This window comes from Streptomyces echinatus (assembly GCF_014203595.1).
GTDB lineage: Bacteria > Actinomycetota > Actinomycetes > Streptomycetales > Streptomycetaceae > Streptomyces > Streptomyces echinatus.
In genome coordinates, this window is the sequence record NZ_JACHJK010000004.1 from 69517 (window position 1) to 94279 (window position 24763).

Annotated in this window: 24 protein-coding genes; 17 read left to right on the forward strand and 7 right to left on the reverse strand. The window is 71.7% G+C overall.

What is annotated here, in order from left to right; translation table 11 throughout:
• The first annotated feature begins 142 nt into the window (after positions 1–142).
• The 6 genes from FHS34_RS12785 (at position 143) to FHS34_RS12810 (ending at position 6218) form a co-directional block, all read left to right on the forward strand.
• Positions 143–1435, forward strand: a complete 1293-nt coding sequence (locus FHS34_RS12785; protein ID WP_184964495.1) for a polysaccharide deacetylase family protein — start codon at positions 143–145, stop codon at positions 1433–1435.
• A gap of 108 nt (positions 1436–1543) precedes the next feature.
• Positions 1544–2134 carry a TlpA family protein disulfide reductase gene (locus FHS34_RS12790; protein ID WP_184964497.1) on the forward strand — a complete coding sequence of 197 codons (591 nt, stop codon included), beginning with the start codon at positions 1544–1546 and terminating at the stop codon, positions 2132–2134.
• Between the two features lies 1 nt (position 2135).
• Positions 2136–2915 carry a cytochrome c biogenesis CcdA family protein gene (locus tag FHS34_RS12795; protein WP_184964499.1) on the forward strand — a complete coding sequence of 260 codons (780 nt, stop codon included), beginning with the start codon at positions 2136–2138 and terminating at the stop codon, positions 2913–2915.
• A 3-nt stretch (positions 2916–2918) separates the two neighbouring features.
• Entirely contained in the window at positions 2919–4640 is a 1722-nt protein-coding gene (resB, locus tag FHS34_RS12800; RefSeq protein ID WP_184964501.1) for a cytochrome c biogenesis protein ResB, read from the forward strand.
• Complete coding sequence (gene ccsB, locus FHS34_RS12805; protein ID WP_184964503.1) at positions 4637–5719, forward strand: c-type cytochrome biogenesis protein CcsB; 1083 nt, start codon at positions 4637–4639, stop codon at positions 5717–5719. The genes resB and ccsB overlap by 4 nt, the downstream gene beginning before the upstream one ends.
• Before the next feature lie 25 nt (positions 5720–5744).
• Positions 5745–6218 (forward strand): SRPBCC family protein, encoded by a 474-nt coding sequence (locus FHS34_RS12810; protein ID WP_225817604.1) that lies wholly within the window; start codon positions 5745–5747, stop codon positions 6216–6218.
• Positions 6219–6378: 160 nt separating this feature from the next.
• Here the strand turns inward: FHS34_RS12810 and FHS34_RS12815 are convergent, their stop codons facing one another.
• The 4 genes from FHS34_RS12815 to FHS34_RS12830 form a co-directional block, all read right to left on the reverse strand.
• A complete protein-coding gene (locus FHS34_RS12815) occupies positions 6379–7926 on the reverse strand; it encodes an ABC transporter substrate-binding protein (RefSeq protein WP_184964505.1) in 1548 nt (515 codons plus the stop codon).
• Positions 7926–9893: a hypothetical protein gene (locus FHS34_RS12820; RefSeq protein WP_225817603.1), complete on the reverse strand. Its 1968-nt coding sequence runs from the start codon at positions 9891–9893 to the stop codon at positions 7926–7928. The genes FHS34_RS12815 and FHS34_RS12820 overlap by 1 nt, the downstream gene beginning before the upstream one ends.
• A gap of 399 nt (positions 9894–10292) precedes the next feature.
• Positions 10293–11258: an isopenicillin N synthase family dioxygenase gene (locus FHS34_RS12825; RefSeq protein ID WP_184964509.1), complete on the reverse strand. Its 966-nt coding sequence runs from the start codon at positions 11256–11258 to the stop codon at positions 10293–10295.
• Entirely contained in the window at positions 11251–11700 is a 450-nt protein-coding gene (locus FHS34_RS12830; RefSeq protein ID WP_184964511.1) for a nucleoside deaminase, read from the reverse strand. Before FHS34_RS12830 ends, FHS34_RS12825 begins: the two co-directional genes overlap by 8 nt.
• A 154-nt stretch (positions 11701–11854) precedes the next feature.
• Here FHS34_RS12830 and FHS34_RS12835 point away from each other — a divergent pair, with 154 nt between their 5' ends.
• The 9 genes from FHS34_RS12835 to FHS34_RS12875 all read left to right on the forward strand — a co-directional run bounded on the left by FHS34_RS12835 (position 11855) and on the right by FHS34_RS12875 (position 19218).
• Entirely contained in the window at positions 11855–13312 is a 1458-nt protein-coding gene (locus FHS34_RS12835; protein ID WP_184964513.1) for a menaquinone biosynthesis decarboxylase, read from the forward strand.
• Positions 13309–14211: a menaquinone biosynthesis prenyltransferase MqnP gene (gene mqnP, locus FHS34_RS12840; protein WP_184964515.1), complete on the forward strand. Its 903-nt coding sequence runs from the start codon at positions 13309–13311 to the stop codon at positions 14209–14211. Before FHS34_RS12835 ends, mqnP begins: the two co-directional genes overlap by 4 nt.
• Before the next feature lie 79 nt (positions 14212–14290).
• Positions 14291–14953 carry a UbiX family flavin prenyltransferase gene (locus FHS34_RS12845; protein WP_184964517.1) on the forward strand — a complete coding sequence of 221 codons (663 nt, stop codon included), beginning with the start codon at positions 14291–14293 and terminating at the stop codon, positions 14951–14953.
• A gap of 58 nt (positions 14954–15011) precedes the next feature.
• Complete coding sequence (locus FHS34_RS12850; protein WP_184964519.1) at positions 15012–15467, forward strand: Lrp/AsnC family transcriptional regulator; 456 nt, start codon at positions 15012–15014, stop codon at positions 15465–15467.
• A 38-nt stretch (positions 15468–15505) separates the two neighbouring features.
• On the forward strand, positions 15506–16669 hold the full coding sequence (gene mqnE / locus FHS34_RS12855; RefSeq protein WP_184964521.1) for an aminofutalosine synthase MqnE: 1164 nt from the start codon (positions 15506–15508) through the stop codon (positions 16667–16669).
• A gap of 270 nt (positions 16670–16939) precedes the next feature.
• Positions 16940–17614, forward strand: a complete 675-nt coding sequence (locus tag FHS34_RS12860; RefSeq protein WP_184964523.1) for a UdgX family uracil-DNA binding protein — start codon at positions 16940–16942, stop codon at positions 17612–17614.
• 34 nt (positions 17615–17648) lie between these two features.
• Complete coding sequence (locus FHS34_RS12865; RefSeq protein ID WP_184964525.1) at positions 17649–18173, forward strand: GNAT family N-acetyltransferase; 525 nt, start codon at positions 17649–17651, stop codon at positions 18171–18173.
• A 75-nt stretch (positions 18174–18248) separates the two neighbouring features.
• Positions 18249–18557 (forward strand): DUF4229 domain-containing protein, encoded by a 309-nt coding sequence (locus tag FHS34_RS12870; RefSeq protein ID WP_184964527.1) that lies wholly within the window; start codon positions 18249–18251, stop codon positions 18555–18557.
• Positions 18558–18567: 10 nt separating this feature from the next.
• Positions 18568–19218: a TetR/AcrR family transcriptional regulator gene (locus tag FHS34_RS12875; RefSeq protein WP_184964529.1), complete on the forward strand. Its 651-nt coding sequence runs from the start codon at positions 18568–18570 to the stop codon at positions 19216–19218.
• 28 nt (positions 19219–19246) lie between these two features.
• On the opposite strand, the gene FHS34_RS42530 is transcribed toward FHS34_RS12875, so the two are convergent.
• Together FHS34_RS42530 and FHS34_RS12890 are read right to left on the reverse strand one after the other, a co-directional pair.
• Positions 19247–20521 carry a MaoC/PaaZ C-terminal domain-containing protein gene (locus tag FHS34_RS42530; RefSeq protein WP_225817602.1) on the reverse strand — a complete coding sequence of 425 codons (1275 nt, stop codon included), beginning with the start codon at positions 20519–20521 and terminating at the stop codon, positions 19247–19249.
• Positions 20521–20658, reverse strand: coding sequence for a hypothetical protein (locus tag FHS34_RS12890; RefSeq protein ID WP_225817601.1), 138 nt, complete (start codon positions 20656–20658; stop codon positions 20521–20523). Before FHS34_RS12890 ends, FHS34_RS42530 begins: the two co-directional genes overlap by 1 nt.
• Before the next feature lie 293 nt (positions 20659–20951).
• Here FHS34_RS12890 and FHS34_RS12895 point away from each other — a divergent pair, with 293 nt between their 5' ends.
• Together FHS34_RS12895 and FHS34_RS12900 are read left to right on the forward strand one after the other, a co-directional pair.
• Positions 20952–22892, forward strand: coding sequence for an AMP-dependent synthetase/ligase (locus tag FHS34_RS12895; RefSeq protein WP_184964531.1), 1941 nt, complete (start codon positions 20952–20954; stop codon positions 22890–22892).
• 518 nt (positions 22893–23410) lie between these two features.
• Entirely contained in the window at positions 23411–24307 is an 897-nt protein-coding gene (locus FHS34_RS12900) for a LysR family transcriptional regulator (protein WP_184964533.1), read from the forward strand.
• Here the strand turns inward: FHS34_RS12900 and FHS34_RS12905 are convergent.
• Positions 24243–24722, reverse strand: a complete 480-nt coding sequence (locus FHS34_RS12905) for an ATP-binding protein (RefSeq protein ID WP_184964535.1) — start codon at positions 24720–24722, stop codon at positions 24243–24245. The genes FHS34_RS12900 and FHS34_RS12905 overlap by 65 nt on opposite strands.
• Between the last annotated feature and the right edge of the window lie 41 nt (positions 24723–24763).

The following is a 24763-nucleotide window of genomic DNA, read 5'->3' on the forward strand; positions in this document are numbered from 1 at the left end:
GGCCGTTACGGGCAGTCCGTTTACGGTGGCTTGGCGCGCCTTCGTGGCGTTCATTACGAAAAGCACACAATTTTACGGAACCTCCCCGATCGTCCCGCCCTCTGTCTGGGTGACCAGCAGGCAGCGACGATCGGGGATTTCCATGCGCACCTACTCCCGGACCCTCTCCCGGAGGGGAGTACTCGGCCTCGGCGCGGGCGCGGCCGCCGCCGCGTCGCTCACCGGCTGCGGGAGCCTCACGTCCTCGGACGGCAAGGGGCACGCGAACGGTTCCGGCAAGGACGGTTCGGGGAAGAAGGACGGGAGCGGCGAGCGCCCGGCGCGGCCCATCGGTGACGGCTCCACCTCCTTCACCGGCAAGCAGCCGCACCAGCCGGCCAGGCCCGAGCCGCTGGAGCCGGGGCAGACCCCGCCGCAGTTCGTGATCTTCTCCTGGGACGGCGCCGGCGAGGTCGGCAACGGACTCTTCCCGCGCTTCCTGGACCTGGCCAAGGAGCACGGCGCGAGCATGACCTTCTTCCTCTCGGGGCTGTATCTGCTGCCCGAGTCGAAGAAGCGGCTGTACGAGCCCCCGAACAACCCGCGCGGCGCCTCCGACATCGGCTACCTCAGCGACCCGCACATCAAGGCCACGCTGAAGAACGTGCGCCGGGCCTGGCTGGAGGGCCACGAGATCGGCACCCACTTCAACGGGCACTTCTGCGCCGGCTCCGGGACGGTCGGCAACTGGACCCCGCAGCAGTGGGACAGCGAGATCCGGCAGGCCAAGGCGTTCGTGAAGGAATGGCGCACCAACTCCGGCTGGACCGATCTGCCGTCGCTGCCGTTCGACTACGACAAGGAGCTCGTCGGCGGCCGTACGCCGTGTCTGCTCGGCCAGGACAGGCTGCTGCCCACCGCCAAGAAGCTGGGCTGGCGCTACGACGCCTCCTCGCCGGGCGGCCGTCAGATCTGGCCGGAGAAGAAGCTGGGGATATGGGACCTGCCCCTGCAGCAGATACCTTTCCCCGGACGTTCTTTCGAGGTCCTGTCCATGGACTACAACATGCTCGCCAACCAGTCCCTGAACTCGACCAAGGCGCCCGCCTACAACTACCCGGGCTGGCGCAAGCAGTCCGCGCAGGCGTACATCCAGGGATTCCAGCGGGCATACGAGTCGAACCGGGCACCGTTCTTCGTCGGCAACCACTTCGAGCAGTGGAACGGCGGCATCTACATGGACGCCGTCGAGGAGGCCTTCAAGCACATCGCGCGCGAGAAGGAGAAGGGTGCCGACGTGCGGCTGGTCTCCTTCCGGCAGTTCGTGGACTGGATGGACGTCCAGAAGCCCGAGGTGCTCGCCAAGCTGCGGACACTGCAGGTCGGGCAGCAGCCCACGGGCGGCTGGAAGGAGTTCCTGCGGGGCACCGGGTCGGCCTCCTCCGACGCCGCCTGAGCGGAGCGGATGACCGGAATGTCCCGTGTAAATACGCCCTGAAATGGGGTTTTCCGCCCGGCAGGGGGGCGCGCGAGATCGCGGACACGGACATGCGAAACTTTTCACATGAGTACCCGCAGCCGCGCCGTCCTGCTCACCGCTGTGGCCGCCGTCGCGGCCGTGGCCCTGTCCGCATGCGGCAAGGGCGGCATCTCCGGTGGCGGCGGCGACACCCACTTCGTCACCGGCGACAACGGCATCGACACCGTCCCGGCGGGCGAGCGCGCCGCGGCCCCGGACCTGTCCGGCAAGACCATCGACGGCAAGTCCCTCGACGTCGCCGACTACAAGGGCAAGGTCGTCGTCATCAACGTCTGGGGCTCGTGGTGCGGCCCGTGCCGCAGCGAGGCCCAGTACTTCGCCAAGGTCTCCAAGCAGTACGAGGGCAAGGGCGTCCAGTTCGTCGGCATCAACACCCGGGACTCCAGCACCACCCCCGCGGTCGCCTTCGAGAAGGACCACGGCGTCGAGTACCCGAGCCTGTACGACCCCACCGGCAAGCTGATGCTCCGCTTCGAGAAGGGCACGCTCAACCCGCAGCTCGTCCCCTCCACGCTCGTCATCGACCGGCACGGCAAGGTCGCCTCGCGGGCCCTGGAGGCGCTCGACGACACGGGCCTGGAGGACATGATCAAGCCTGTCCTCGCGGAGAAGTGACGTGAGCGCACTGCTGACGCTGGCCGCGGAGGCGGGGCCGGGACGGAACCAGACCGTCCTGCACGGCGCCCTGCTGGTCGCCCTGCCGATCTCGCTGCTCGCCGGGCTGATCTCCTTCTTCTCGCCCTGCGTGCTGCCGCTGGTCCCCGGCTACCTGTCCTATGTGACGGGCGTCGCGGGCACCGACCTGGCCGAGGCCAAGAGGGGCCGGATGGTGGCCGGCGCCTCGCTGTTCGTGCTCGGCTTCAGCGCCGTGTTCGTCTCCACCGGCGCGCTGTTCGGCTACTTCGGCTCCAACCTGCTCGAGTACCAGGAGACCCTCTCCCGGGTGCTCGGCCTCCTCATGATCGTCATGGGTGTGTTCTTCATGGGGCTGCTGCCCTGGTTCACCATGCGCGAGTTCCGCTTCCACAAGCGGCCGACGGGCGGCCTGCTGGGCGCGCCCGTCCTCGGCGCCCTCTTCGGCGTCGGCTGGACGCCCTGCATGGGCCCGACGCTCTCCTCGGTGAACGTCCTCTCCTTCCAGGAGTCCAGCGCCGCCCGCGGTTCGCTGCTGATGGTCGTCTACTGCCTGGGTCTCGGTGTGCCCTTCGTCATCACCGCGATCGCCTTCCGCAAGGCCCTGGGCGCCTTCGCCTGGGTCAAGCGCCACTATGTGTGGGTGATGCGCATCGGCGGCTCGATGATGATCGTGACCGGTGTGCTGCTGCTGACCGGTGCCTGGAGCGGCCTGATCCAGCAGATGCAGACCTGGTCCGACGGCTTCAATGTGGGGATCTGACCGATGAGCAAGACCGACACCGACAACAGCCGGGAGCAGGAGGACCTGGGTGCCGCCGGTTCCCAGCTGTCCACCGCCCCGCAGGAGGAACCGGCGGGCCTGCCGGGCCTCGGTGTCATCGGCTGGGTGCGCTGGTTCTGGCGGCAGCTGACCTCCATGCGGGTCGCGCTGCTGCTGCTCCTGCTGCTCTCGCTCGGCGCGATCCCCGGCTCGCTGATCCCGCAGGCCGGCGCGGACGCGAGCAAGGTCGAGGACTTCCGCGCCGCCCACACGACGCTGGCGCCGGTCTACGACAGGCTCGGCCTGTTCCACGTGTACAGCTCGGTGTGGTTCTCCGCGATCTACATCCTGCTGTTCGTCTCCCTCATCGGCTGCATCGTGCCGCGCACCTGGCAGTTCGTCGGCCAGCTGCGCGGCCGTCCGCCGGCCGCGCCCAAGCGGCTGACCCGGCTGCCCGCGTACACGACCTGGCGCACGGAGGCCGATCCGGAGCAGGTCCGCGAGGCCGCGCTCGCGCTGCTGAAGAAGCGCCGCTTCCGCGCCCATGTCGCCGGTGACGCCGTCGCCGCCGAGAAGGGCTACCTGCGCGAGCTGGGCAACCTGATCTTCCACGTCGCCCTGATCGTGCTCCTGGTCGCCTTCGCCTCCGGCCAGCTGTACAAGTCGGACGGCACCAAGCTGATGGTGGAGGGCGACGGCTTCGCCAACGCGCTGCCGATGTACGACGACTTCAAGTCCGGCAGCCTGTTCCGGACCGACGACCTGGTCCCGTTCAGCTTCGACCTGAAGGACTTCAGGGGCACCTACGAGGTGAGCGGCCCGAACAAGGGCACCCCGCGCACCTACGAGGCGAAGATCAGGTACAGCGAGGGCGCGTACGGCGGGGAGAAGCCGACCACCGTCAAGGTCAACGAGCCGCTGAAGATCGGCGACTCCAAGGTCTATCTGGTCAGCCACGGCTACGCGCCCGTCATCACGGTCCGGGACGGCAAGGGCAGGGTCGTGTACCACGACGCCGTGCCGCTGCTGCCGCTCGACGGCAACGTCAGCTCGCAGGGCGTCGTCAAGGTCATGGACGGCTACCGCGACGCCGGGGGGAAGAAGGAGCAGCTCGGCTTCCAGGCGTTCTTCGTGCCGACCTTCGACGGCCGGAGCGGCACGATGCTCTCGCAGTTCCCGGCGCTGCTGAACCCGCTGCTCGCGGTGAACGCCTACCACGGCGACCTGGGCGTGGACGCGGGCAACCCGCAGAGCGTGTACCAGCTCGACAAGTCCCACATGAAGGAGTTCAAGGACTCCCGGGGCAACCTGCTGAAGAAGCTGCTGAAGCCGGGCGACACGCTCACACTGCCGAACGGCGCCGGGTCCATCACCTTCGACAAGGACATCAAGGAGTGGGCCGGCTTCGAGATCGTCCAGGAGCCGGGTGGCGGCTGGGCGCTCGCCGGCGCCGTCGCCGCGATCTTCGGCCTCGCCGGGTCCCTGTTCATCCAGCGCCGCCGTGTGTGGGTGCGCGCGGTGCGCGGTGCCGACGGCGTCACGGTCGTCGAGATGGCCGGGCTCGGCCGCAGCGAGAGCGCGAAGGTGCCCGAGGAACTGGGCGACCTCGCCGGACGCCTCTACGACCGGGCGCCGGGCGCCCCCGACACCGGGGCCGGCTCCGACGCCGGCCCCGCAGAATCCCCCGACCCCCAAGCCGTACCTGCCGAAGGGGCTGAGAAGTGACTCTCGCCGCCGCCACCAACGAACATCTCGCGAGTCTCAGCAACACGCTGATCTACTCGTCGATGGCCGTCTACACCCTGGCCTTCTTCGCCCACATCGCCGAGTGGCTGTTCGGCAGCCGCAGCAAGGTCGCCCGTACGGCCGCCGCGCTCACCGCCGACCGGGCACGGACGGCGAGCGCCCCCGCCGTCACGGTGAAGCGGGCGGGGGGCACCGCCGTGCTGGAGCGGCCCGAGGTGGTCGTCCGCTCGGCGTCCGGCGCCCGGGACGTGCCGGACGGCCCCGGCGCGCACGGCGGTGACGAGCAGGGCGACCTCTACGGGCGGATCGCCGTCTCCCTCACCGTGCTCGCGTTCCTGGTGGAGCTGGCCGGTGTCGTCACCCGCGCGGCCTCCGTGGAGCGGGCGCCGTGGGGCAACATGTACGAGTTCAACATCACCTTCTCCACGGTCGCCGTCGGCGTGTACCTGGGGCTGCTGGCCCTGAAGAAGAACGTGCGCTGGCTCGGCCTGTTCCTGGTCACCACGGTCCTGCTCGACCTGGGTCTCGCGGTCACCGTCCTGTACACGGCCAGCGACCAGCTGGTGCCGGCCCTGCACTCGTACTGGCTGTACATCCACGTCTCCACCGCGATCTTCTGCGGCGCGGTGTTCTACGTCGGCGCGGTCACCACGATCCTGTACCTGTTCAAGGACTCGTACGAGAACAAGCTCCAGACCGGCGGCAAGCCCGGCCGGTTCGCGTCCTCGGTGCTGGAGCGGCTGCCCGCCTCCGCGTCCCTCGACAAGTTCGCCTACCGGGTCAACGCGGCCGTCTTCCCGCTGTGGACGTTCACGATCATCGCGGGCGCGATCTGGGCGGGCGACGCCTGGGGCCGGTACTGGAACTGGGACCCGAAGGAGACCTGGTCCTTCATCACCTGGATCGCCTACGCCTGCTACCTGCACGCCCGTGCCACGGCCGGCTGGAAGGGCCGCAAGGCCGCCTACCTGGCGATGATCGCCTTCGGCTGCTGGCTGTTCAACTACTACGGCGTCAACATCTTCGTCAGCGGCAAGCACTCCTACGCGGGCGTGTGACAGCCGGGTCGGTGACACTGGTGTCATGAGCGGTTCCATCGAACAAGGCACCAGCCAGACTCACGGGAACACGCACATACTCCACTTCCTGGTGCGCGTCCCGCGGTCCATGGAGGACGTCTGGTCGGCGGTGGCCACCCCCGAGGGACTCGGGGGCTGGTGCACCGCCGCCGACGTTCTGGAGCCCCGGCTCGACGGCGCCGTCACCCTGCGCGGCCTGGGCAGCGGTCATGTCACGGCGTGGGACGTGGACCGGATGGCCGAGTACACCCTCGGCGCGGGCGGGCGGCTCCGGTTCCACCTGGAGCGGGACGGCGACCGGGGATGCGCGCTGCGCTTCACCCACGAGTTCCAGGGCGACGAGGAGGGCGACGCGGAGTCGGAGCGGAGCTGGCGCCCCCGCTTCGAACGCCTGATCGAGCTGCTCGGGGCCTCCCAGGGCCGCCCGGGACCGGAGCCCGAGCCGCCCGCGGACCCCCTCCCCGGACAGTTCACCTAGGGGGCTTCGTTTGGATCAGCCCGGGTCCGCGACGCCCGGCACGGCACCTCGCCGCGTTGTCGGACCACCCGAGTACGCCCAGTACGCGGATGGTCCTCCGCCTTGCGATGCACCGCACCGGACGCCGCGGCCTGATCCGACCTGATCCAAACGAAACCCCCTAGGACGGCGGCAGGCACTCCCTGCCCGGCGGTTTCCCCTCCGGCCAGGCGATCCGCACGAAGCGGGAGCCGCCCTCGGGAGTCAGCTCCACGATCGGCACCGCCTTGTCGTACGGGTTGCCGTGCACGTCCAGGCAGATCCAGCCGCTCGCCCCGTTCACCCGCAGCGAGCCCTTGACCTGCGGCCACTGCAGGCCGACGTCCGTGAGCGCCGGGACGGTCCGGCCGGCCGGCACCGCCTCCCGTATGCCGTGCACCGCCAGCCGCACGGCGTCGTAGCCGATGATCAGCTGCCCGTCGTCCAGGGCGGCCCGGCCGATCGGGCCCGTCGGCTCCCGGGTCGCGTCCGTCAGCAGCTGCCGCAGCACCGCGAAGTCGGCCGCCGAGCCGCCCGTCGGCCGCGGATCCTTCGTCCAGGCGTCCGGATGGGCGAGCGAGGTGTAGCGGACGGAGAGGTTGTGCCGCAGCGCGCCGCGGTCCAGTTCCTTCTCGTGGGTCAGGTACGACGCCTCGTCCCCGGTCAGCAGCGTGAACCTCCGGTCCTGGCAGCCCCGGCCGCCCAGGGCGTTGATGAACTGGCGCAGCTGGGTGTGCCGGCCCGCGAACAGGATCGTGTCCGTCTCCCGGGAGGTGTCGCACACCAGGTGCGTGATCTGCCGGAAGGTGTTCGCGGTCGTGCCCTCCTCACTGCGGTCGTCGGGCGGCGTGAACGGCTGCGGCTCGTACGGCGAGCCCTTGATCAGCGCCGCGAACGACTGCTGCAGCGTCCGCGTGTACGGGTCGCCGGGCCTGTCGTACACCAGCAGCGCCTTGCCCGCGCCGACCTTGGCGAAGGAGGCCAGCGCGCGGGCCTCGTCGGTGTTGGTCGGCGCCACCCGGGCGAGCCCCGGGTAGGGGTCCTTGCCGCCCTGCCCGTTGGCGAGGTCGTCGGCGGTGATGGAGGAGCCGATCACCGGGATGCCCTGCCGGGTCAGCTCCCTGACGGCCTGCTTGTTGGCGTAGGTGCTCTGCCCGATGCCCACGACCGCCCGCAGCCGGTCCGCGCCCGCCGTCATCGCGGTCAGCTGCCCGGCCGTCCCCCGCCAGTGCGCGCCGGTCGCCCCCGGGTTGGCGAGCAGCAGCCGGATCTGCGGGCGCTCCCCGTTGGAGCCGTGGTTGGCCTGGTACTGGGCCAGATAGGCGCCCTGGAGCTGATGGCGGATGTCGTTCAGGCTGGTCGCCGACGTGGAGGTATACGGCAGCATCACCGCCACCGTCACATAACTCCCCGGTGCCAGCCGGTCGTTCTCCCGGCCGATCGCCCGGACGACGTCCCGCAGCTGGGACTGCCCGAAGTCGTACGGCCCGGTCGCCACGCCCACGCACTCGTCGCTGCCCTCCGGCCGGGCCACCCCGGGCCCGCACGACCGGTCCACGTGCAGCAGCACCCGCACCCCGAGCACCAGGCCGGCCACCAGGGCCGCCGCCACCAGCAGGGCCGTGTAGCGGCGCAGCGGGATCTCCCACACACCCTCGCGTATCCACGTGCCCACACCCCTGCGTGCCATCACGCCTCCCCGCTCCGGTCGTCCGGGCCGTGGTCCGCGTCGGTCGCGGAGCCGGGGCCGTCCATCGGGCGCCCGGCCAGCGCCGCCGCCGGCCAGTCCCGGGAGGCCCGCCACAGCAGTGCGTTGCCCGCGGGCCGCAGGTTGGACAGCTGCTCCAGCTCGAACCGGAGCCGGTCGCACACCTGCGGGTCGGGCAGTACCAGCGGGTCCGCCAGCAGCCACACCGCGTGCAGCAGCCGCCGGATCCGCAGGTGCAGTACGGCGTCCACGCCCTCCGGCACGGCCTGCTCGGCGTCCGTACCGCCGAGCGCCACCGCGGCCCGCCGGTCGCCGCGGCCGGTGAAGTCGCGGCCCTCGGCGTCGTGCGCGTGGAAGTAGGGCGCGGACGCGACGAAGCGCAGGGTGCGCAGCCAGGCCAGGGGGTCCGCGGTGGGGAAGGTGTCACGGAGGTGACCGACGGCCGCCTCCGTCTCCCCGAGCGCGAGTTCGTGATGCAGCCGGTACCGGGCGTGCTCCTCGCCGGGGTAGTGGGCGATCAGTGTCTCGTGCGCGGTGCGCCAGGACCCGTGGTCGGCGTCCCGCAGATGCAGCCGGAGCAGCAGCAGGGTGCGCACGAACGGGTCACCGACGAACCGGCCCGGCACGGCGGGCAGACCCTCCTCGGCGAGCAGCGTCTGCAGCGCCCGGACGCTCGCCGGGCCGAAGGTGTCCGGCAGCAGCGCCGCGGCCAGCGCGCAGGCCGAGCCGTGGTCGTGGGCGGCGGCCAGCACCGTCAGCTCGTCCAGGTGCTCGGCCGGCGCCAGCCGGTCCAGCAGCGCCTCGTAGGCGGGCACGGCGGGCCCGTCCTCGGCGGCCCGTAACGGCGCCGTCAGGAGTTCGCCCAGCGCGGCCGGCCCCGGCAGGGCCTGCGCCGCCGACTCGGCGAGCAGCACGATGCCCAGCGGGTTCCCGCCGGTCAACCGGTGCACGGCATGGGACAGTTGCGGCGGGACGGCCGTGTCCCGGCAGACCGCGCCGACGATGTGCAGGGTGTCGTCCGGGCTCAGCGGCGGCAGCGCCAGCAGCAGCGCCCGCGAGGAGGGGGCCGTGTCCGGCGCCCAGTCGCAGCGCCGGGCCACCTCCGGCAGCTCCCGCCGCACCGCGCCCGGCAGCTCCTCGCGGCCCTCCCCGCGCCGGGCCGCGACGAACGCCACCCGGTCCGCGATGCCCTCGGCGCGGTCCCGCAGCACGGCCGCCACCAGACCCGGGCCCGGCGCCGACTGCGCGTTGTCCAGCAGCACCAGCGGCCTGCCCAGCCGCTGCATCCGCGGCAGCACCCCCGCGTAGGCCTCCGTCAGGTCGGCCAGCAGCGCCCGGACCAGATACCGCTCGGCGTGCTCGCGGGAGCCGCCGCCGTCCCGGAAGTGCTGGGACAGCAGGATCAGCCCGCGCTGGGCGTTGCCGCCCGCGTTCGGATAGGTCCGGTACCACACGGACGCCTTCTGGTGCCGGCGGCTGGTGAAGCCCTCGGCGACGGACTCCAGGGTCGCCTCGATCGCGCCCGACACCAGCGGCCCGGTGCCGGTGGCGGCCGCGACCACCTTGGCCGCCACCTTCCCCGCCCAGCGCCCGGCCACCCCCCTGACCCACGAGCCGCCCTCGTTCAGCAGCAGGATCCGCTCGACCTCCCGGCGGATCCGCTCCGAATCGGCGTCGCCCCAGCCGCCGGCGGCCACCGCGACCAGGCCCGACATCAGCCGCGGGAAGGTGATCCGCCCGGCGCCCGTCACCGGCTCGGCGAGCTGTTCGGCGATCACCAGCAGCGCCTGTCCGAGCGGCGACCAGGAGGCGGCGGGCCGGTCCGCGGGCGGCGCCCGGAACTGCTCCTCCGCGCAGTCGGCCAGCGCGACCGGTGTATGTCCCCGGTAGGCCTCCCGCAGCTCGGCGAGGACCGCACCCTTACCGAGCCCGCGCGCCCCGGTGAGCATGACGAACGGAGGTTCGTCCGGATGCTCGTACGGATGTGCGCGGTGCTGGTGCGGGCGCAGGCCCACGAGCCGCGGCGCGAGCCCGGCCGGATCGACGTCTAACAGTGCTCCCCGCCCGTGCAACCGTCTGTGCACCGCATCTCCCCCTCAACAGCAGTGTAGAAAGGGGGAGTTGCTTCAGACCAGGGTCCGTGGTGACCGTTGTGTCACGAAACCGCGGGGAGACTCCCGTGGGCCACCGAGGCGATCCGGCCCCGCAGCCGCTCGACGTACAGCCAGCCCGTCCTCCCGGACGCACCGGGCCGTCCTGATGTGCGACTCCAGGGTGCGGGCGGGCGGCCGGGAGCCGTCCGGCAGCGCCGCCGCGGCCGCGACGGTCGCCGGGCTCAGCAGGGGAGGTCAGTCGACGGCGATCGAGTCGAGCTTCGCGCGCAGGTACACGTGCGAGTCGACGGGCGGGTACGCCACCCGGCCCACCGGCGCCGGCACGGACTCCACCAGCGTGCCCGGGGTGCACTCGCCGAAGTAGACGAGGGACATCAGCTCCTCGGCGGGCGCGTCGACGGGCGGCGGCAGCACCCGGTGCCGGCCCGACCGCCACCGGTCCCCGGTCCAGCGGGCCAGCAGATCACCGATGTTCACGGTGAACGCGTCCGGATCGTACGGCGCGTCCGCCCAGCCGCCCTCGTCGGTGTACACCTGCAGGCCGCCCCGGCCGGCCTGCCGGTCCAGGATGGTGACGGTCCCGAAGTCGGTGTGCGGCCCGATCCGGAACTGGCCCGGCCGCGGCTCCCCGACGACCTCCGCCCCCGGGTACCAGTTGATGTTGAAGCCGTACGTCGGACGGTCCATGTGCCGGGAGAAGAAGCCGGTGCCCATGCCGAGCGCGCACCCCAGCAGGGACAGCAGCTCCTTCTCCAGAGCGGCCATCCGGCCCAGGTACTCCTCGCACGGCCCGCGCAGCTCCGGGACCTCCGCGGGCCAGACGTTGGGCGCGTACCACTCGGCGTTGACGACCGGGTCCTCGAACGGTTCGTCGGTCGCGAAGGTGAGCGACTCCTTCAGGTCCGGCGGGGTCTCGGTGCCCTCCGCGTACGCGTTGGCCTCGGCACCCGGCCCGAGCCAGCCGCGTCCGCCGACCCTCGCCGCGTACCGCTGCTTGACCTCGGCGGGCAGCAGGAAGAACGCACGCGCCGCCGACCGGAGCCGGGCCCGCAGCCCCGGCTCCACGCCGTGCCCGGTGATCAGCAGGAAGCCGGCGTTCTGCAGGGCCCGGTCGACGGTGACGGCGAGAGCGGCGCGCAGCTCCGCATCGCCGGAGAGCCAGGGGCGCAGGTCGACGGTGGGGATGGGGGAGTCACTCACCGATGTCCTCGTTCCACAGAGCCGGGTCGTTCTCGATGAAGGAGCGCATCAGTTCCACGCACTCGGGGTCCTCCAGCAGCACGATCTCCACGCCGTGCCCGGCGAGCCAGTCGTGGCCGCCGCGGAAGGTGACGGCCTCGCCGATCACCACCCGGGAGATGCCGAACTGGCGCACCAGGCCACTGCAGTACCAGCAGGGGGACAGCGTGGTCACCATGGTCGTGCCGCGGTACGAGCGCTGCCGCCCCGCCGCCCGGAAGGCGGCCGTCTCCGCGTGCGCCGAGGGGTCGTCGTCCTGGACGCGGCGGTTGCGGCCCCGGCCGAGCAGGCCCCCGTCGGGGCCGTAGAGGGCCGCACCGATCGGGATGCCGCCCTCGGCGTGCCCCGCGCGCGCCTCGGCGACGGCGGTGGCGAGCCAGGCGCGGGCCTGTTCCTGATCCATGCGTTCAGTGTTCCCGGCACGGCCACCCGGGCAACGCGCGGACACCGGTACGGCCCCACCCGCCCAGCGCCCCGAGAGCCCGCCCGGCCCCCAGGGCGCCACAAGGCAGGGGTGGGCGCGTGGACAAAGCGGTACGTCGGCGATACTTGGCCCCATGGCTTACGACGATCTTCGCTCCCTGCTGCGGTCGCTGGAGCGCGAGGGAGACCTCAAGCGCATCAAGGCCGAGGTCGACCCTTACCTGGAGGTCGGGGAGATCGTCGACCGGGTGCAGAAGTCCGGTGGCCCGGCGCTGCTCTTCGAGAACGTGCGCGGCTCGGACATGCCCCTCGCCATGAACGTGTACGGCACCGACCGCCGCCTGCTCAAGGCGCTGGGCCTGAAGTCGTACGGCGACATCTCCGAGAAGATCGGCGGCCTGCTGCGGCCCGAGCTGCCGCACGGCTTCGTCGGTGTGCGCGAGGCCTTCGGGAAGCTGGGCGCGATGACCCACGTCCCGCCGAAGAAGGTGAAGTCCGACAACGCGCCGGTGCAGGAGGTCGTCCTGCACGGCGACGACGTCGACCTCGACCGGCTCCCGGCGCTCTTCACCTGGCCCGAGGACGGCGGCTCCTTCTTCAACCTCGGCCTGACCCACACCAAGGACCCCGAGACCGGCATCCGGAACCTCGGCCTGTACCGCCTGCAGCGCCACGACAAGCGCACGATCGGCATGCACTGGCAGATCCACAAGGACAGCCGGAACCACTACCAGGTCGCGGCACGACGGGGCGAGCGCCTCCCGGTCGCCATCGCCTTCGGCTGCCCGCCCGCCGTGACGTACGCCTCGACGGCCCCGCTCCCCGGCGACATCGACGAGTACCTGTTCGCCGGGTTCATCGCGGGCAAGCGGATCGAGATGGTCGACTGCAAGACCGTCCCGCTCCAGGTGCCCGCGAACGCGGAGGTCGTCCTGGAGGGCTGGCTGGAGCCGGGCGAGATGCTGCCCGAGGGGCCCTTCGGCGACCACACCGGCTTCTACACCCCGCAGGAGCCCTTCCCGGCCCTGAAGATCGACTGCGTGACGATGCGGAAGCGCCCGCTGCTCCAGTCGATCGTCGTCGGCCGCCCGCCGACGGAGGACGGCCCGCTCGGCCGCGCCACGGAACGCTTCTTCCTCCCCCTGCTGAAGATCATCGTCCCGGACATCGTGGACTACCACCTGCCCGAGGCCGGCGGCTTCCACAACTGCGCGATCGTCTCGATCGACAAGAAGTACCCGAAGCACGCGCAGAAGGTGATGCACGCCGTCTGGGGGGCCCACATGATGTCCCTCACCAAGCTGATCGTGGTGGTGGACGCCGACTGTGACGTCCACGACCTGCACGAGGTCGCCTGGCGGGCCCTCGGCAACACCGACTACGCCCGCGACCTCACGGTCGTGGAGGGCCCCGTCGACCACCTCGACCACGCCTCCTACCAGCAGTTCTGGGGCGGCAAGGCGGGCATCGACGCCACGCGGAAGTGGCCGGAGGAGGGGTACACGCGGGACGGAGGGTGGCCGGAGATGGTCCTGTCGGACCCGGATACGGCGGCCCTGGTGGACCGCCGCTGGAAGGAGTACGGACTGTGAGCAGCGCCTCCGCGGCACTCCCGCGGCCGGGTCGCACCAAGGCGTTCCTGCGCCTGGTGATGATCGAGCACTCGGTCTTCGCGCTCCCGTTCGCCTACATCGCCTCCCTCACGGCGATGTACGAGTGGGACAAGAACATCCACTGGGGCCGCCTGCTCCTGGTCACGGTCTGCATGGTCGGGCTGCGCACGTTCGCCATGGCGGTCAACCGGATCATCGACCGCGAGATCGACGCCCGTAACCCGCGTACGGCCCACCGCGAGCTGGTGACCGGCGCGATGTCGGTGAAGCACGCCTGGACGGGCGCCCTGATCGCCCTGGTGGTCTTCCTCGGCGCCGCGGCCCTGCTCAACCCGCTCTGCCTGGCCCTCGCCCCGGTCGCCGTGATCCCGATGGTGGTCTATCCCTACGGGAAGCGGTTCACCAACTTCCCGCAGGCCATCCTGGGCCTCGCCCAGGCCATGGGGCCGATCGGCGGCTGGCTGGCGATCAGCGGCGAGTGGTCCTGGACGGCCGTCGTCCTCGGGCTGGCCGTCGGCGTCTGGATCGGCGGCTTCGACCTGATCTACGCCTGCCAGGACGTCGAGACCGACCGCGAGACCGGCGTCATGTCGGTCCCGGCCCGCTTCGGCATCCCGGCCGCGATCTGGGGCGCGCGCGCCTGCCACACGGTCACCACGGCCTTGCTCGTCTGGTACGCCCTGGCCACCCACGCAGGCGCGTTCTTCTGGCTGGGCCTGCTGATCGTCGCGGGCGCCTTCGTCTACGAGCACCGCATCGTCCGCCCCCATGACCTCTCCCGCCTCAACAGGGCGTTCTTCTCGGTCAACGGCTTCATCGGCATTGCCCTGTTCGTGTGCGCGCTGCTCGATCTCCTCGTGCGCGGTCTGACCGTCTGACGGGCCGGACACCACCCGGCCTGAGCAGAACCGAACCCGCCGGTACGCTCAAGGTGTGAACGCAGGAGAAACGCAGCGCGTGCCTTGGATCGTGGGGGTGTCCGGAGCTTCCGGGACGCCATACGCCGCTGCCGTGCTGCGGGCGTTGCTGGAGGCGGGGGAAGCGGTGGACCTGGTGGTCAGCCGGGCCTCGCGGCTGACGCTGCTGGACGAGACGGGCATCTCGTTCCGGGACGCCCACTGGCAGGACGACCTGCGGGAATGGCTGGCCCGTGGCGCCGACGGCAAGCCCGGGACCTTCGACGTGGACGTCAGCGGGGTGCGGTACTGGAACGCGGGCGACCTCGCGGCCGGCCCGTCCTCGGGGTCGTACCCGGCCAAGGGGATGCTCATCGTGCCCGCCTCCACCGCCTGCGTGGCCGGTGTGGCGCTCGGGCTGTCCAAGGACCTGCTCCAGCGCGCGGCGAGCGTCACGCTGAAGGAGCGCCGGACGCTGGCCGTGGCCGTACGGGAGACCCCCTTGAACGGCCAGACCCTGCGGCACCTCGTCGCGCTGGACGACGCGGGCGCCACGGTCGTGCCGGCGTCCCCGGCCTTCTACGCGGGAGCCACCCACATCCAGGATCTGGTGGACTTCGTCGCCGGGCGGGTGCTGGACGCGGCGGGCGTCGGGCACGGCCTGTACCGGCGGTGGAAGGGCGAGCTGGGCGGCGGCTCGGAGGCCGGCCGGCCCGGCAAGTAGCAGTACCTCGCAGTACCTCTCATCACTTCAGGAACTTTCACCGGAAGGCTTCGATCGCATGGACGCGGTGGACAGGCAGCTCATCCAGGCCCTGAGGGAGAACGGCCGGGCCTCGTACGCGGAGCTGGGACGCCTTGTCGGCCTGTCGGGCCCGAGCGTCACCGACCGCATCAACCGGCTGGAGGCGGCCGGGGTCATCACCGGCTACCGGGCCACGGTGGACTCGGCCTCCCTCGGCCTGGGCGTGACGGCGCTGATCGGCATCTCCCTCTCCGACGCGGCCGACCACGAGGACGTCGCCCAGCGGCTGCGGGACCTGCCGGAGATCGAGGACTGCTGGTTCATCGCCGGCGACGACTCGTACATGCTCAAGGTGCGCTCGACGGACGTCGACGGCCTGGAGCGGACCATCCGGCGGCTGAGCGGGACCAAGGGCGTCTCCCGGACGCGTACCACGATCGTGCTGTCCACGAAGTGGGAGAACCGGGTCGGAGAGCTGCCCGAAGAGGTCTAGGGATACCGTTGGTCGGGCTGTCGTAGAAAGGTGTTGGCATGGACGTCGGGCTCAAGCGCGAGCTGGAGGAGAAGGTCCGCTCCGGTGAGCGGCTGACCCGCGAGGACGGCATCGCGCTGTACGAGTCGGACGACCTGGCCTGGCTCGGTGGCCTCGCGCACGAGGTGCGTACCCGCAAGAACGGTGACGTGGTCCACTTCAACGTCAACCGCCACCTCAACATGACGAATGTGTGCACGGCGTCCTGCGCCTACTGCTCGTTCCAGCGCAAGCCGGGCGAGAAGGACGCGTACACGATGCGCATCGAGGAGGCCGTGAAGCTGGCCAAGGCGATGGAGTCGGACAACCTCACGGAACTCCACATCGTCAACGGCCTGCACCCCAACCTGCCGTGGCGCTACTACCCCCGGTCCCTGCGGGAACTGAAGGCCGCCCTCCCGAACGTCTCCCTCAAGGCCTTCACGGCCACGGAGATCCACCACTTCGAGACGATCAGCGGTCTGTCGGCCTCGGAGATCCTGGACGAGCTGATCGACGCGGGCCTGGAGTCGCTCACCGGCGGCGGCGCGGAGATCTTCGACTGGGAGGTCCGGCAGCACATCGTGGACCACAGGACCCACTGGGAGGACTGGTCCCGCATCCACCGCCTGGCGCACGAGAAGGGTCTGAAGACCCCGTGCACCATGCTCTACGGCCACATCGAGGAACCCCGCCACCGCGTCGACCACGTGCTCCGTCTCCGCGAGCTCCAGGACGAGACGAACGGTTTCCAGGTCTTCATCCCGCTGCGCTACCAGCACGACTTCGTGGACATGAAGGACGGCAAGATCCGCAACCGCCTTCAGGCCCGCACCCAGATGGCGACCGGCGCCGAGGCCCTGAAGACCTTCGCCGTCTCCCGGCTCCTCTTCGACAACGTCCCGCACGTGAAGGTCTTCTGGGTGATGCACGGCGTGCAGACCGCCCAGCTGGCCCTTCAGCACGGCGCCGACGACATGGACGGCTCGGTCGTCGAGTACAAGATCACTCACGACGCGGACAACTACGGTACGCCGAACAAGCTGACCCGTGAGGACCTCCTGGAGCTGATCCGGGACGCGGGCTTCCGCCCCGTGGAGCGCAACACCCGCTACGAGATCATCCGCGAGTACGAGGGCCCCGACCCGACCCGCCGAGACTCCCCCCAGCCCATGCGCCTCTGACCCCCAGGGGCCCGCGCCCCCTTTTCGGCCGACGCGGAGTGGTCAACCCAGTGCTGTGCGGGGGCCGGCTGATCCGGCGGGCGGCGAGTGGTCCAGCCCAGGGGCGCGGGGCTGTGTCGGATATGCGGCTCCGCCGCGCGGGCGCGACCAGCCACGACGGTGCCCCGGCTGGGTGGCGCGGCGGGCGCGACCAGCCACGACGGGCCCGGGGCCGGACGACCGACCCGGCACCTTTGTTCGTCGGCGCACACCCAGGGGTACCCGTCCGCCATGTCCCCCAAGGCCCCCGAGGACCAGTACACGGCGGAGCCCTTCGTCCCCGACGGCGCCGACCTCCCGGCCCTGCGCCGCGCAGCGGCCGGCTGTCACGGCTGCCCCCTGCACCGCGAAGCCACCCAGACCGTCTTCGGCGCCGGAGACACCCACGCCCGGGTCATGCTCGTCGGTGAGCAACCCGGCGACCAGGAGGACCGCCAGGGCAGGCCCTTCGTCGGCCCGGCCGGCAAACTGCTCGACCGCGCGCTCGCGGAAGCCGGTATCGACCCCGCCCACGCCTATGTGACCAACGCGGTGAAGCACTTCAAGTTCACCCAGGCCGAACCCCGCAAACGCCGCATCCACAAGGCCCCGAGCCTCCGGGAGATGACGGCCTGCGGCCCCTGGCTCGCGGCCGAGCTGGCCCTGGTGGAGCCGGAGCTGATCGTGATCCTCGGCGCCACGGCCGGCAAGGCACTGCTGGGGTCCTCCTTCCGGGTGGGCCAGGTGCGCGGCACCGTCCTGGAGGAGGAGATCCACGGCCGGCCGGAACGCCTCGTACCGACCGTGCACCCGTCGGCCGTCCTGCGCGCGGACGACCGCGAACAGGCGTACCAGGGCCTGGTCGCCGACCTGAAAGTCGCCGCGCGAGCCCTCACCGGGAAGCCGGAGCGGAAGACGAACGCGTAGGAGCAGCCGCACGCGTAATGGATACACTGCGCCCGTGCCTCTTACCTTCACCCTGGATCCCGCCCTCACCCCCGCCCTGCGCGACGGCATCCTCGACCTGTGGACGGACGTCTCGAACGCCGGCGGTTCCGTCGGCTTCGTGGCCCCGGTGACCCGCGAGGACATACGGCCCGAGCTGGTGCGGCACCTCGTGCAGATGGCCGAGGGCCGCACCCGGCTGCTCGTCGGCCACGACGAGGACGGCCGGGTGGCCGCGACCGCCTTCCTCACCCACAACAGCCACCGGCTGATGACCCACTGGATCTGGCTGTACACCGTGATGGTCCACCCCCGGCACCAGGGCCGGGGCTACGGCCGCGACCTGCTGGCCGCCGCCGAGGACGCGGCCCGCGGGACCGAGGGCGTCGAGGCGATCCGGCTGACCTGCCGGGGCGGACACGGCCTGGAGCGGTTCTACGCCTCCTGCGGTTACAAGGAGGTCGGCCGCGTCCCGGACGCCATCCGGGTCGCACCCGGCGACGACCGCAACGAGGTCCTCATGCTGCTGCCGCTCGGCTGACCCCCCTGCATGATCGCCCCGGGGCCGTGCTTCACTGGACGATGACCCCTTTTGGAATCGGACGAGTGGATTGAGATGCTCCGCTACACGCTGATGCGCCTCGGTATCTTCGCGGGCTGCCTCGTGATCGTCTGGGGAGCCGTCTACTCGGGCATCTTCCCGCGCGGCTTCGGCGACTCCAACGCCCTCTGGGTCCTGCTGCTCTCCCTGGTCCTCTCGGCGCCGATCAGCTGGGTGGTGCTGCGCAAGGAGCGGGACCGTGCCTCCGTGCGGATCGTGGACAGGGTCGACCGGATGAAGGCCAACCTGGACGCCAACCGCAGCCAGGAGGATCTGGCCGACGACGCGTCGCGGACATCGGGCGGGGCCGCCGCGCCCAACTAGTCTTGCCCTCATGGGTGCCGTCAAGACCAAACGGATGCCGAGGGCGGTACGGGAGCAGCAGATGCTCGACGCCGCCGTACGGATCTTCGGACAGCGCGGGTACATGGCCGCGTCGATGGACGAGATCGCCGAACTCGCGGGCGTGTCCAAGCCGTTGGTCTATCTGTACCTGAACTCGAAGGAAGACCTCTTCACCGCCTGCATCCGCCGCGAGGCCACCGCGCTCACGGCGGCCGTCCGCGCGGGTGTCCGGCAGGAGCTGCCCGCCGACCGGCAACTCTGGGAAGGCCTGCGGGCGTTCTTCGCGCACACCGCCGAGCACCCCGACGGCTGGTCGGTCCTGCACCTGCAGGCCCGCACGCACGGAGAGACCTTCGCGGCCGAGGTCGCCGCGATGCGCGCGGAACTCGTCACGTTCGTGACCCGGCTGGTCGTGGTGGCGGCCCGGGAGGCACACCGGGACCCCGGCCTGCCCGAGCGCGAGGTGGCCGGGCTGGCCGAGGCGCTGGTCGGCGCCGCCGAGTCGCTCGCCGCCTGGGCCAACGCCACGCCCGGCGTCACCGCCCGGCAGGCCGCGGCCACGCTGATGAACTTCGCCTGGTCGGGCCTGGGCACCCTGATGTCCGGCCGCGTGTGGGCTCCGCCGGGCGAGGAGACGTAGGGCTGCGGGCGAGGAGACGTATAGCCCGTCAACTCCGCTCTGTGGAGGGCGAGTTGCGCCGGGGATCGGTCGCCTGCCCGGCCCCTCGGGGAACCCCGGCCGAACCCGGCCCGGTGCCGGACAGCGGTCGTACCTCACCGGACACGTGGAGCCTGCCGCCCGAGCCCCGCAGGGCGAAGCGCCCGTTGCCGTCCGCGCTGTAGGTCACCGTGCCCGGCAGCAGCACCGGCGCCTGGAACCGGGCCCGGACCTCGGTCGCGTCGGGCGTGCCGTGGGCGGCGAGACAGCGGGCCACCGTCCACATGCCGTGCGCGATGGCCCGGGGAAAGCCGAAGAGGCGGGCCGTGAGCGGGTGCAGATGAATGGGATTGCGATCCCCGGAAGCGGCCCCGTACCGCCGCCCCACGTCCCCACCGAGCCCCCACTCGACAACGACCCCCACCGCCCCCTCCCCACCCGCGCCATACTCCGCCCCGCCCTTCCCACCTGTGCCGCCCTCCGGGCCCCGGCCCCGTTCCGTGGCGGACGCGGTCGGCCCGTCCTTCCGGCGTGTGTCGTCCTCCGGGCCCCCGCCCCGCTCCGTGACGGACGCGGTCGGCTCGCCCTTCCGGCGTGTGTCGTCCTCCGGGCCCCCGCCCCGCTCCGTGACGGACGCGGTCGGCCCGTCCTTCCGGCGTGTGTCGTCCTCCGGGCCCCCGCCCCGTTCCGCGGCGGACGCGGCCCGCTCGGGCGGGGCGTCCTCCGGGGTCCGGGGCGGAGCCCCGTGAGGGTTCGGTTTGTGCCGACCGAGTCGGGTGGGCGGGTGGGCCGGGGCCGGGGCCGAAGCCGTCCCGTGTCGGGCCAGGTACGTGCTGCGGGACTCCCAGACCAGGTCGCCGCCCAGCCGAAGGCAGGTCCCCACCGTCGCCTCCGTCCCGCGCCGGTGCGCGGCCAGCCCCTCGACGAACACCGACAACTCGTACTCCGCGTCGGCCGGCAGCGCGGCCCGCCGGACGATCTCGATCGACGTGTGGACCAGGCCGAGCAACGGCAGCGGAAAGTCCCGGCCGCTCATCAGCCGCATGGCCAGCGGGAAGCCCAGGACGTGCGGATAGGTGACCGGAAGGTCCAGCTCGCCGGTCGGAAAGCCGCAGACCCGCTCGTAGGCGGCGAGCCTCGTCAGGTCGACACGCACACCGGACAGCACGAGCCGGGTGCGCGGGAACGCCGCGTCCGGTGCGGGCCGCTTGAAGGGGGAGCGCAGGGCGCCCCGGGCCAGCAGCGGGCCCAGCGCGGGCGCGGCGGTGAGGGTGACCGTGTCCATCAGGCCCCCAGCGCCCGCCGGCCGGTGGGCAGTTCGGGCGACCACCGGACCGGCTCGGCCGACTGGGGCGGGCCCAGGCGCCGGGTGAGGAAACGGCCGGGTGCCGTGCCGGTGAAGCTCAGGTAGCGGTCGGCCATGTACAACTCCCGCGCGACTCGGTTCCAAAGTGCTTACTCCAGAGTAAGGTTACCGGAGGTAAGTCCAGTGGGTACAAGGGGTGACGGCGATCCCGGTACACCCGACCCACCACGGCACAGGCAAAGCTGAACGCCCCTCACATACCCCCCGAGGCTGCACACCCCTGGCCCCGGACCATCCCCGAACCCGCACAACCCCCTCACAGCCGAGCCGTACGATCACCTGCCTGACCAGCGGTAACCCCTTTCCCCCAGGGCCCGCCGCCGGCGCACGCACGCCAGAGGAGCCGCCCGTGTCCACCCCGTACCCGACCGCCCCCCTCTCCTCCGGCGCCCCCGTCTCCGCCGTCGACTACGACGGCCGCCCCGTCCTCGTCGAACCCGAGACACGGCGGCTGGACGGAGCGGTGAGCGAGGCGTACGTGCCGCCGTTCGCGCCCCAGGTCAAGCACGGCTCCCTCGCCGACCTCCCGTACGAGAACGCGGAGGCGGCCCCCGACGCGATCGTGCTCAGCCGCAAGCTGTCCGGCGGCCGCTGGACGGACGTGACGGCCGCCCGGTTCGCCGCCGAAGTGCAGGCGGTGGCCAAGGGCCTGATAGCCGAGGGCCTGATGCCCGGCGACCGGATCGCCGTCATGGCCCGTACGACCTACGAGTGGACCCTCCTCGACTTCGCCGCCTGGGCGGCCGGCCTGGTCACGGTCCCCGTCTACCCCACCTCCTCCGTCTTCCAGACCCGCTGGATCCTGCACGACTCCGGCGCGGTCGCCCTCGTCACGGAGACCACCGCCCAGGCCGCCGCCATCGGCCCCGAACTCCCGCACCTGCCCGACCTGCGCCACGTGTGGGTGATGGAGAAGGGCCACGTGGCCCAGCTCGCCGACGCGGGCGCGCCGGTGCCGGACGGCGAGGTGGGCGTCCGCCGGGGCATGCTGGGCCCCGACACCCTCGCCACACTGATCTACACCTCCGGCACCACCGGCCGCCCCAAGGGCTGCGCCCTCTCCCACGGCAACTTCTTCGCCGAGGTCGACAACGCGATCGAACTGCTCCATCCGGTCTTCAAGGCGCAGGGCGAGGAGCCGTCGGTCCTGCTCTTCCTGCCCATGTCCCACGTCTTCGGCCGGATGGTGGCCATCGCCTGCGTCCGCGCCCGGGTCCGCCTCGGCCACGCCCCCAGCCTGGCCCCGGACGACCTCCTGCCGGACCTGGCCGCGTTCCGGCCGACCGCACTGCTGACCATCCCCTACATGCTGGAGAAGATCTACAACTCGTCCCGCGCCAAGGCGGAGGCGGGCGGCCGCGTGGCGGCCTTCGACCGGGCGGCGGCCGTCGCCCAGCGCTACGGCGAGGCGCTGGAGGCCTGGCAGACCGGCACCGGCAGCGGCCCGAGCCGCGCCCTGAAGACGCAGCGCACCTTCTACGACCCCCTCGTCTACCGCCGCCTGCGCACCGCCATGGGAGGCCGCGTCCGGTACGCGATCTGCGGCGGCTCTCCCCTCGGCCGGCGCCTCGCCGCGTTCTACGCGGGCGCGGGCATCGAGATCTTCGAGGGCTACGGCCTCACGGAGACCACCGGCGCGTCGACGGTCACCCCGCCCCTCAAGCCCCGTCTGGGCACGGTCGGCTGGCCGATACCCGGCACGCGGGTACGGATCGCGGCGGACGGCGAGATCCTGCTCGCCGGCGACCATGTGCTGCGCGGCTACTGGGACCCGCAGGCGGGCGGAGTCGTCCCCGCGACCCGCGACGGCTGGCTGGCCACCGGCGACCTCGGCGAGCTGGACGACGAGGGCTATCTGACCATCACCGGCCGCAAGAAGGAGCTGCTGATCACGGCGGGCGGCAAGTCGGTGGCCCCGGCCCCGCTGGAGAACTGGCTGCGCCAGCACCCGCTGATCTCCCAGGTGATGCTGGTGGGCGACGGCCGCCCGTACGTCTCGGCCCTCATCACGCTCGACCCCGACGGCATCACCCACTGGCGCCAGATGATCGGCAAGCATCCCGTGCCGCCCGAGTTCCTCGTCGACGACGCGGAGTTGGCGGCGGTCCTGCAGCGGGCACTGGACGAGGCGAACAAACTGGTCTCCCGCCCCGAGTCCATCCGCCGCTTCGCCGTCCTCCCGGTGGACTTCACGGAGGAGGCCGGCCACCTGACCCCTTCCATGAAGCTGCGCCGGGAACAGATCATGCGGGACTTCACGAAGGAAGTGGAGAGCATGTACGAACGCTGAGCCGCTCGGTGGGGTGGGGGGTGTGGGCCAGTTCCACGGGGTCCAGTGGTGGGGGTCCGGGTTCTTTTGCCGGGGCGCGACTGAGGCGTGTTGGGCCCCGAGGCCGCTGCCTTCGCGTCGTGGGGGAGGGGGCGCGGTCGCGTCTCGCATGGACGCCGGGTGGGTTCGGCGGCTTCCCGGCTCCCCGGCCTCCCGGCTTCCCGGCTTCCCGGCCTCCTTGGCCTCTGGGGTCGCAGGGGAGGGGAGATTGGCGGAACTGTGCCAGGCGCCCTGACGCTGACCAGCTGTTTTGTCGTCGATGTGCTCGGATTCGTGGCACGTATCTGCCAATCGCTCACGGCGAGAGGCTGAAAGGGTCGGCACCCGCTCCTCGTGGGTCCCACCTCGTCCGGACTCGGCGGGGCGGGGAGCGGGTTGCCGCCTGGGTCGGTTGCGGCCCGCATCCGATCCTCGTACGCCCCCACCATCCAGTCAATCCTTGGGTTTACTCACCAAACCCCAGTGATAACTTGGGTGTTGTGACGCTCGACGACCTCCGCGTGTACGTGGCCGTCTGCCGCGCGGGCAGCCTGAGTTCGGTCGCCCGTGACCTCGGCTGCACCCAGTCCGCCGTAAGCCAGCACGTCAAGCGGCTGGAACGGGAGACAGGCGTCGCCCTGCTGGAGCGTCGACCGCGCGGAGTCGTCCCCACCCAGGCCGGACGGATACTGGAGGCTGCCGCAGCCGAAGGCATCTCCGGCCTGGACCTGGCGGTACGGCAGCTCCGTGACCTGGTCGACGGCCACAGCGGCTACGTCCGCGTGGCCACCGGCGCGACGACCGTCCGGCACTTCATGTCCGACGCGGTCGTCACCTTCCGCCACCGCCACCCCAAGGTCAACCTGGAGTTCCACACCGTGAGTTCGGGCCGTGGCAGCTTCGACGCCCTCGCCGACGGCACCCTGGACCTGGCCTGGATCACCATCGGTCCCCCGGTCCGCGGCATCGAGCAGCGCACCGTCGTGGAGCTGCCGTGGCTCCTCGCCGTCCGCGCGGACGACCCGCTGGCCGGCCGCCCCCACCTGGACCCCGCGGAACTGGCCGACACCCGGATCATCCGGCTCCCGCCGAACTCCACGTCCGCCGCACACCTCGAAGCGGCCTGCGCGGAGCGGGGCGTGCGGTTCGCGCACGAGCCGAGCGTGGCCGACTGGGACACGGCGCTGCTGCTCGCCGAGCTGGGGATCGGGCGAGCGGTCGTACCCGCCGTGCCTCGCCTTCCGGCCCCCGGCGACAGCCCGTTGCGGCTGGTCCCGTTGCCCGGTCTGCGTCCCCTGCCCGTCGGCTGGGCCGTCCGCCGCTGGGACGCGCTCAGCCCGCCGGCCCGGGCCTTCGCGGACACGGTCGTGGAGTGCCGGGTCGCTGCCGCGGGCTGAGCGACAGCTCCACCCACACCGTCTTGCCGACGTCCCGCTCGGACACGCCCCACAGCGAGGCCAGCACCTGTACGACGACCAGCCCGCGCCCGTGTTCGTCCTCCGGCCGCCCGTCCAGGAACCGCAGCTTCCGGTCCCCTCGGGCATCGCTCACCTCGATACGCAAGGTGTTCTTCTCCCGCAGCAGGCCGAGCCGCAGCTCGAAGTCCCGCCCCGGGACGCGACCGTGTGTGACGGCGTTGGCGGCCAGTTCGGCGACGATCAGCTGCGCGGTGTGGCTCAGGTCGCCCTCGTGCGGATAACCCCAGGTCGCCAGCGCGGCACCGGTCAGCCGACGGGCCAGCCGGGCGCCCCGCGGGGTGGCGCTGAGCCGCTGGACGAGTTCGGTTGTGGGGGTGGAGATTTCTACGTTCACGTCACCGAGCGTGCTGCCTTCTCCCTACGCTGACCAGGGGA

Excerpts from the sequence above, each read along its gene's own strand:
- FHS34_RS12785 (WP_184964495.1), top strand. The coding sequence starts at position 143 with ATGCGCACCTACTCCCGGACCCTCTCCCGGAGGGGAGTACTCGGCCTC.
- FHS34_RS12790 (WP_184964497.1), top strand. The coding sequence starts at position 1,544 with ATGAGTACCCGCAGCCGCGCCGTCCTGCTCACCGCTGTGGCCGCCGTC.
- resB (WP_184964501.1), top strand. The coding sequence starts at position 2,919 with ATGAGCAAGACCGACACCGACAACAGCCGGGAGCAGGAGGACCTGGGT.
- FHS34_RS12810 (WP_225817604.1), top strand. The coding sequence starts at position 5,745 with ATGAGCGGTTCCATCGAACAAGGCACCAGCCAGACTCACGGGAACACG.
- FHS34_RS12815 (WP_184964505.1), bottom strand. The coding sequence starts at position 7,926 with ATGGCACGCAGGGGTGTGGGCACGTGGATACGCGAGGGTGTGTGGGAG.
- FHS34_RS12820 (WP_225817603.1), bottom strand. The coding sequence starts at position 9,893 with ATGCTCACCGGGGCGCGCGGGCTCGGTAAGGGTGCGGTCCTCGCCGAG.
- FHS34_RS12830 (WP_184964511.1), bottom strand. The coding sequence starts at position 11,700 with ATGGATCAGGAACAGGCCCGCGCCTGGCTCGCCACCGCCGTCGCCGAG.
- FHS34_RS12835 (WP_184964513.1), top strand. The coding sequence starts at position 11,855 with ATGGCTTACGACGATCTTCGCTCCCTGCTGCGGTCGCTGGAGCGCGAG.
- FHS34_RS12850 (WP_184964519.1), top strand. The coding sequence starts at position 15,012 with ATGGACGCGGTGGACAGGCAGCTCATCCAGGCCCTGAGGGAGAACGGC.
- mqnE (WP_184964521.1), top strand. The coding sequence starts at position 15,506 with ATGGACGTCGGGCTCAAGCGCGAGCTGGAGGAGAAGGTCCGCTCCGGT.
- FHS34_RS12860 (WP_184964523.1), top strand. The coding sequence starts at position 16,940 with ATGTCCCCCAAGGCCCCCGAGGACCAGTACACGGCGGAGCCCTTCGTC.
- FHS34_RS12870 (WP_184964527.1), top strand. The coding sequence starts at position 18,249 with ATGCTCCGCTACACGCTGATGCGCCTCGGTATCTTCGCGGGCTGCCTC.
- FHS34_RS12875 (WP_184964529.1), top strand. The coding sequence starts at position 18,568 with ATGGGTGCCGTCAAGACCAAACGGATGCCGAGGGCGGTACGGGAGCAG.
- FHS34_RS42530 (WP_225817602.1), bottom strand. The coding sequence starts at position 20,521 with ATGGACACGGTCACCCTCACCGCCGCGCCCGCGCTGGGCCCGCTGCTG.
- FHS34_RS12890 (WP_225817601.1), bottom strand. The coding sequence starts at position 20,658 with ATGGCCGACCGCTACCTGAGCTTCACCGGCACGGCACCCGGCCGTTTC.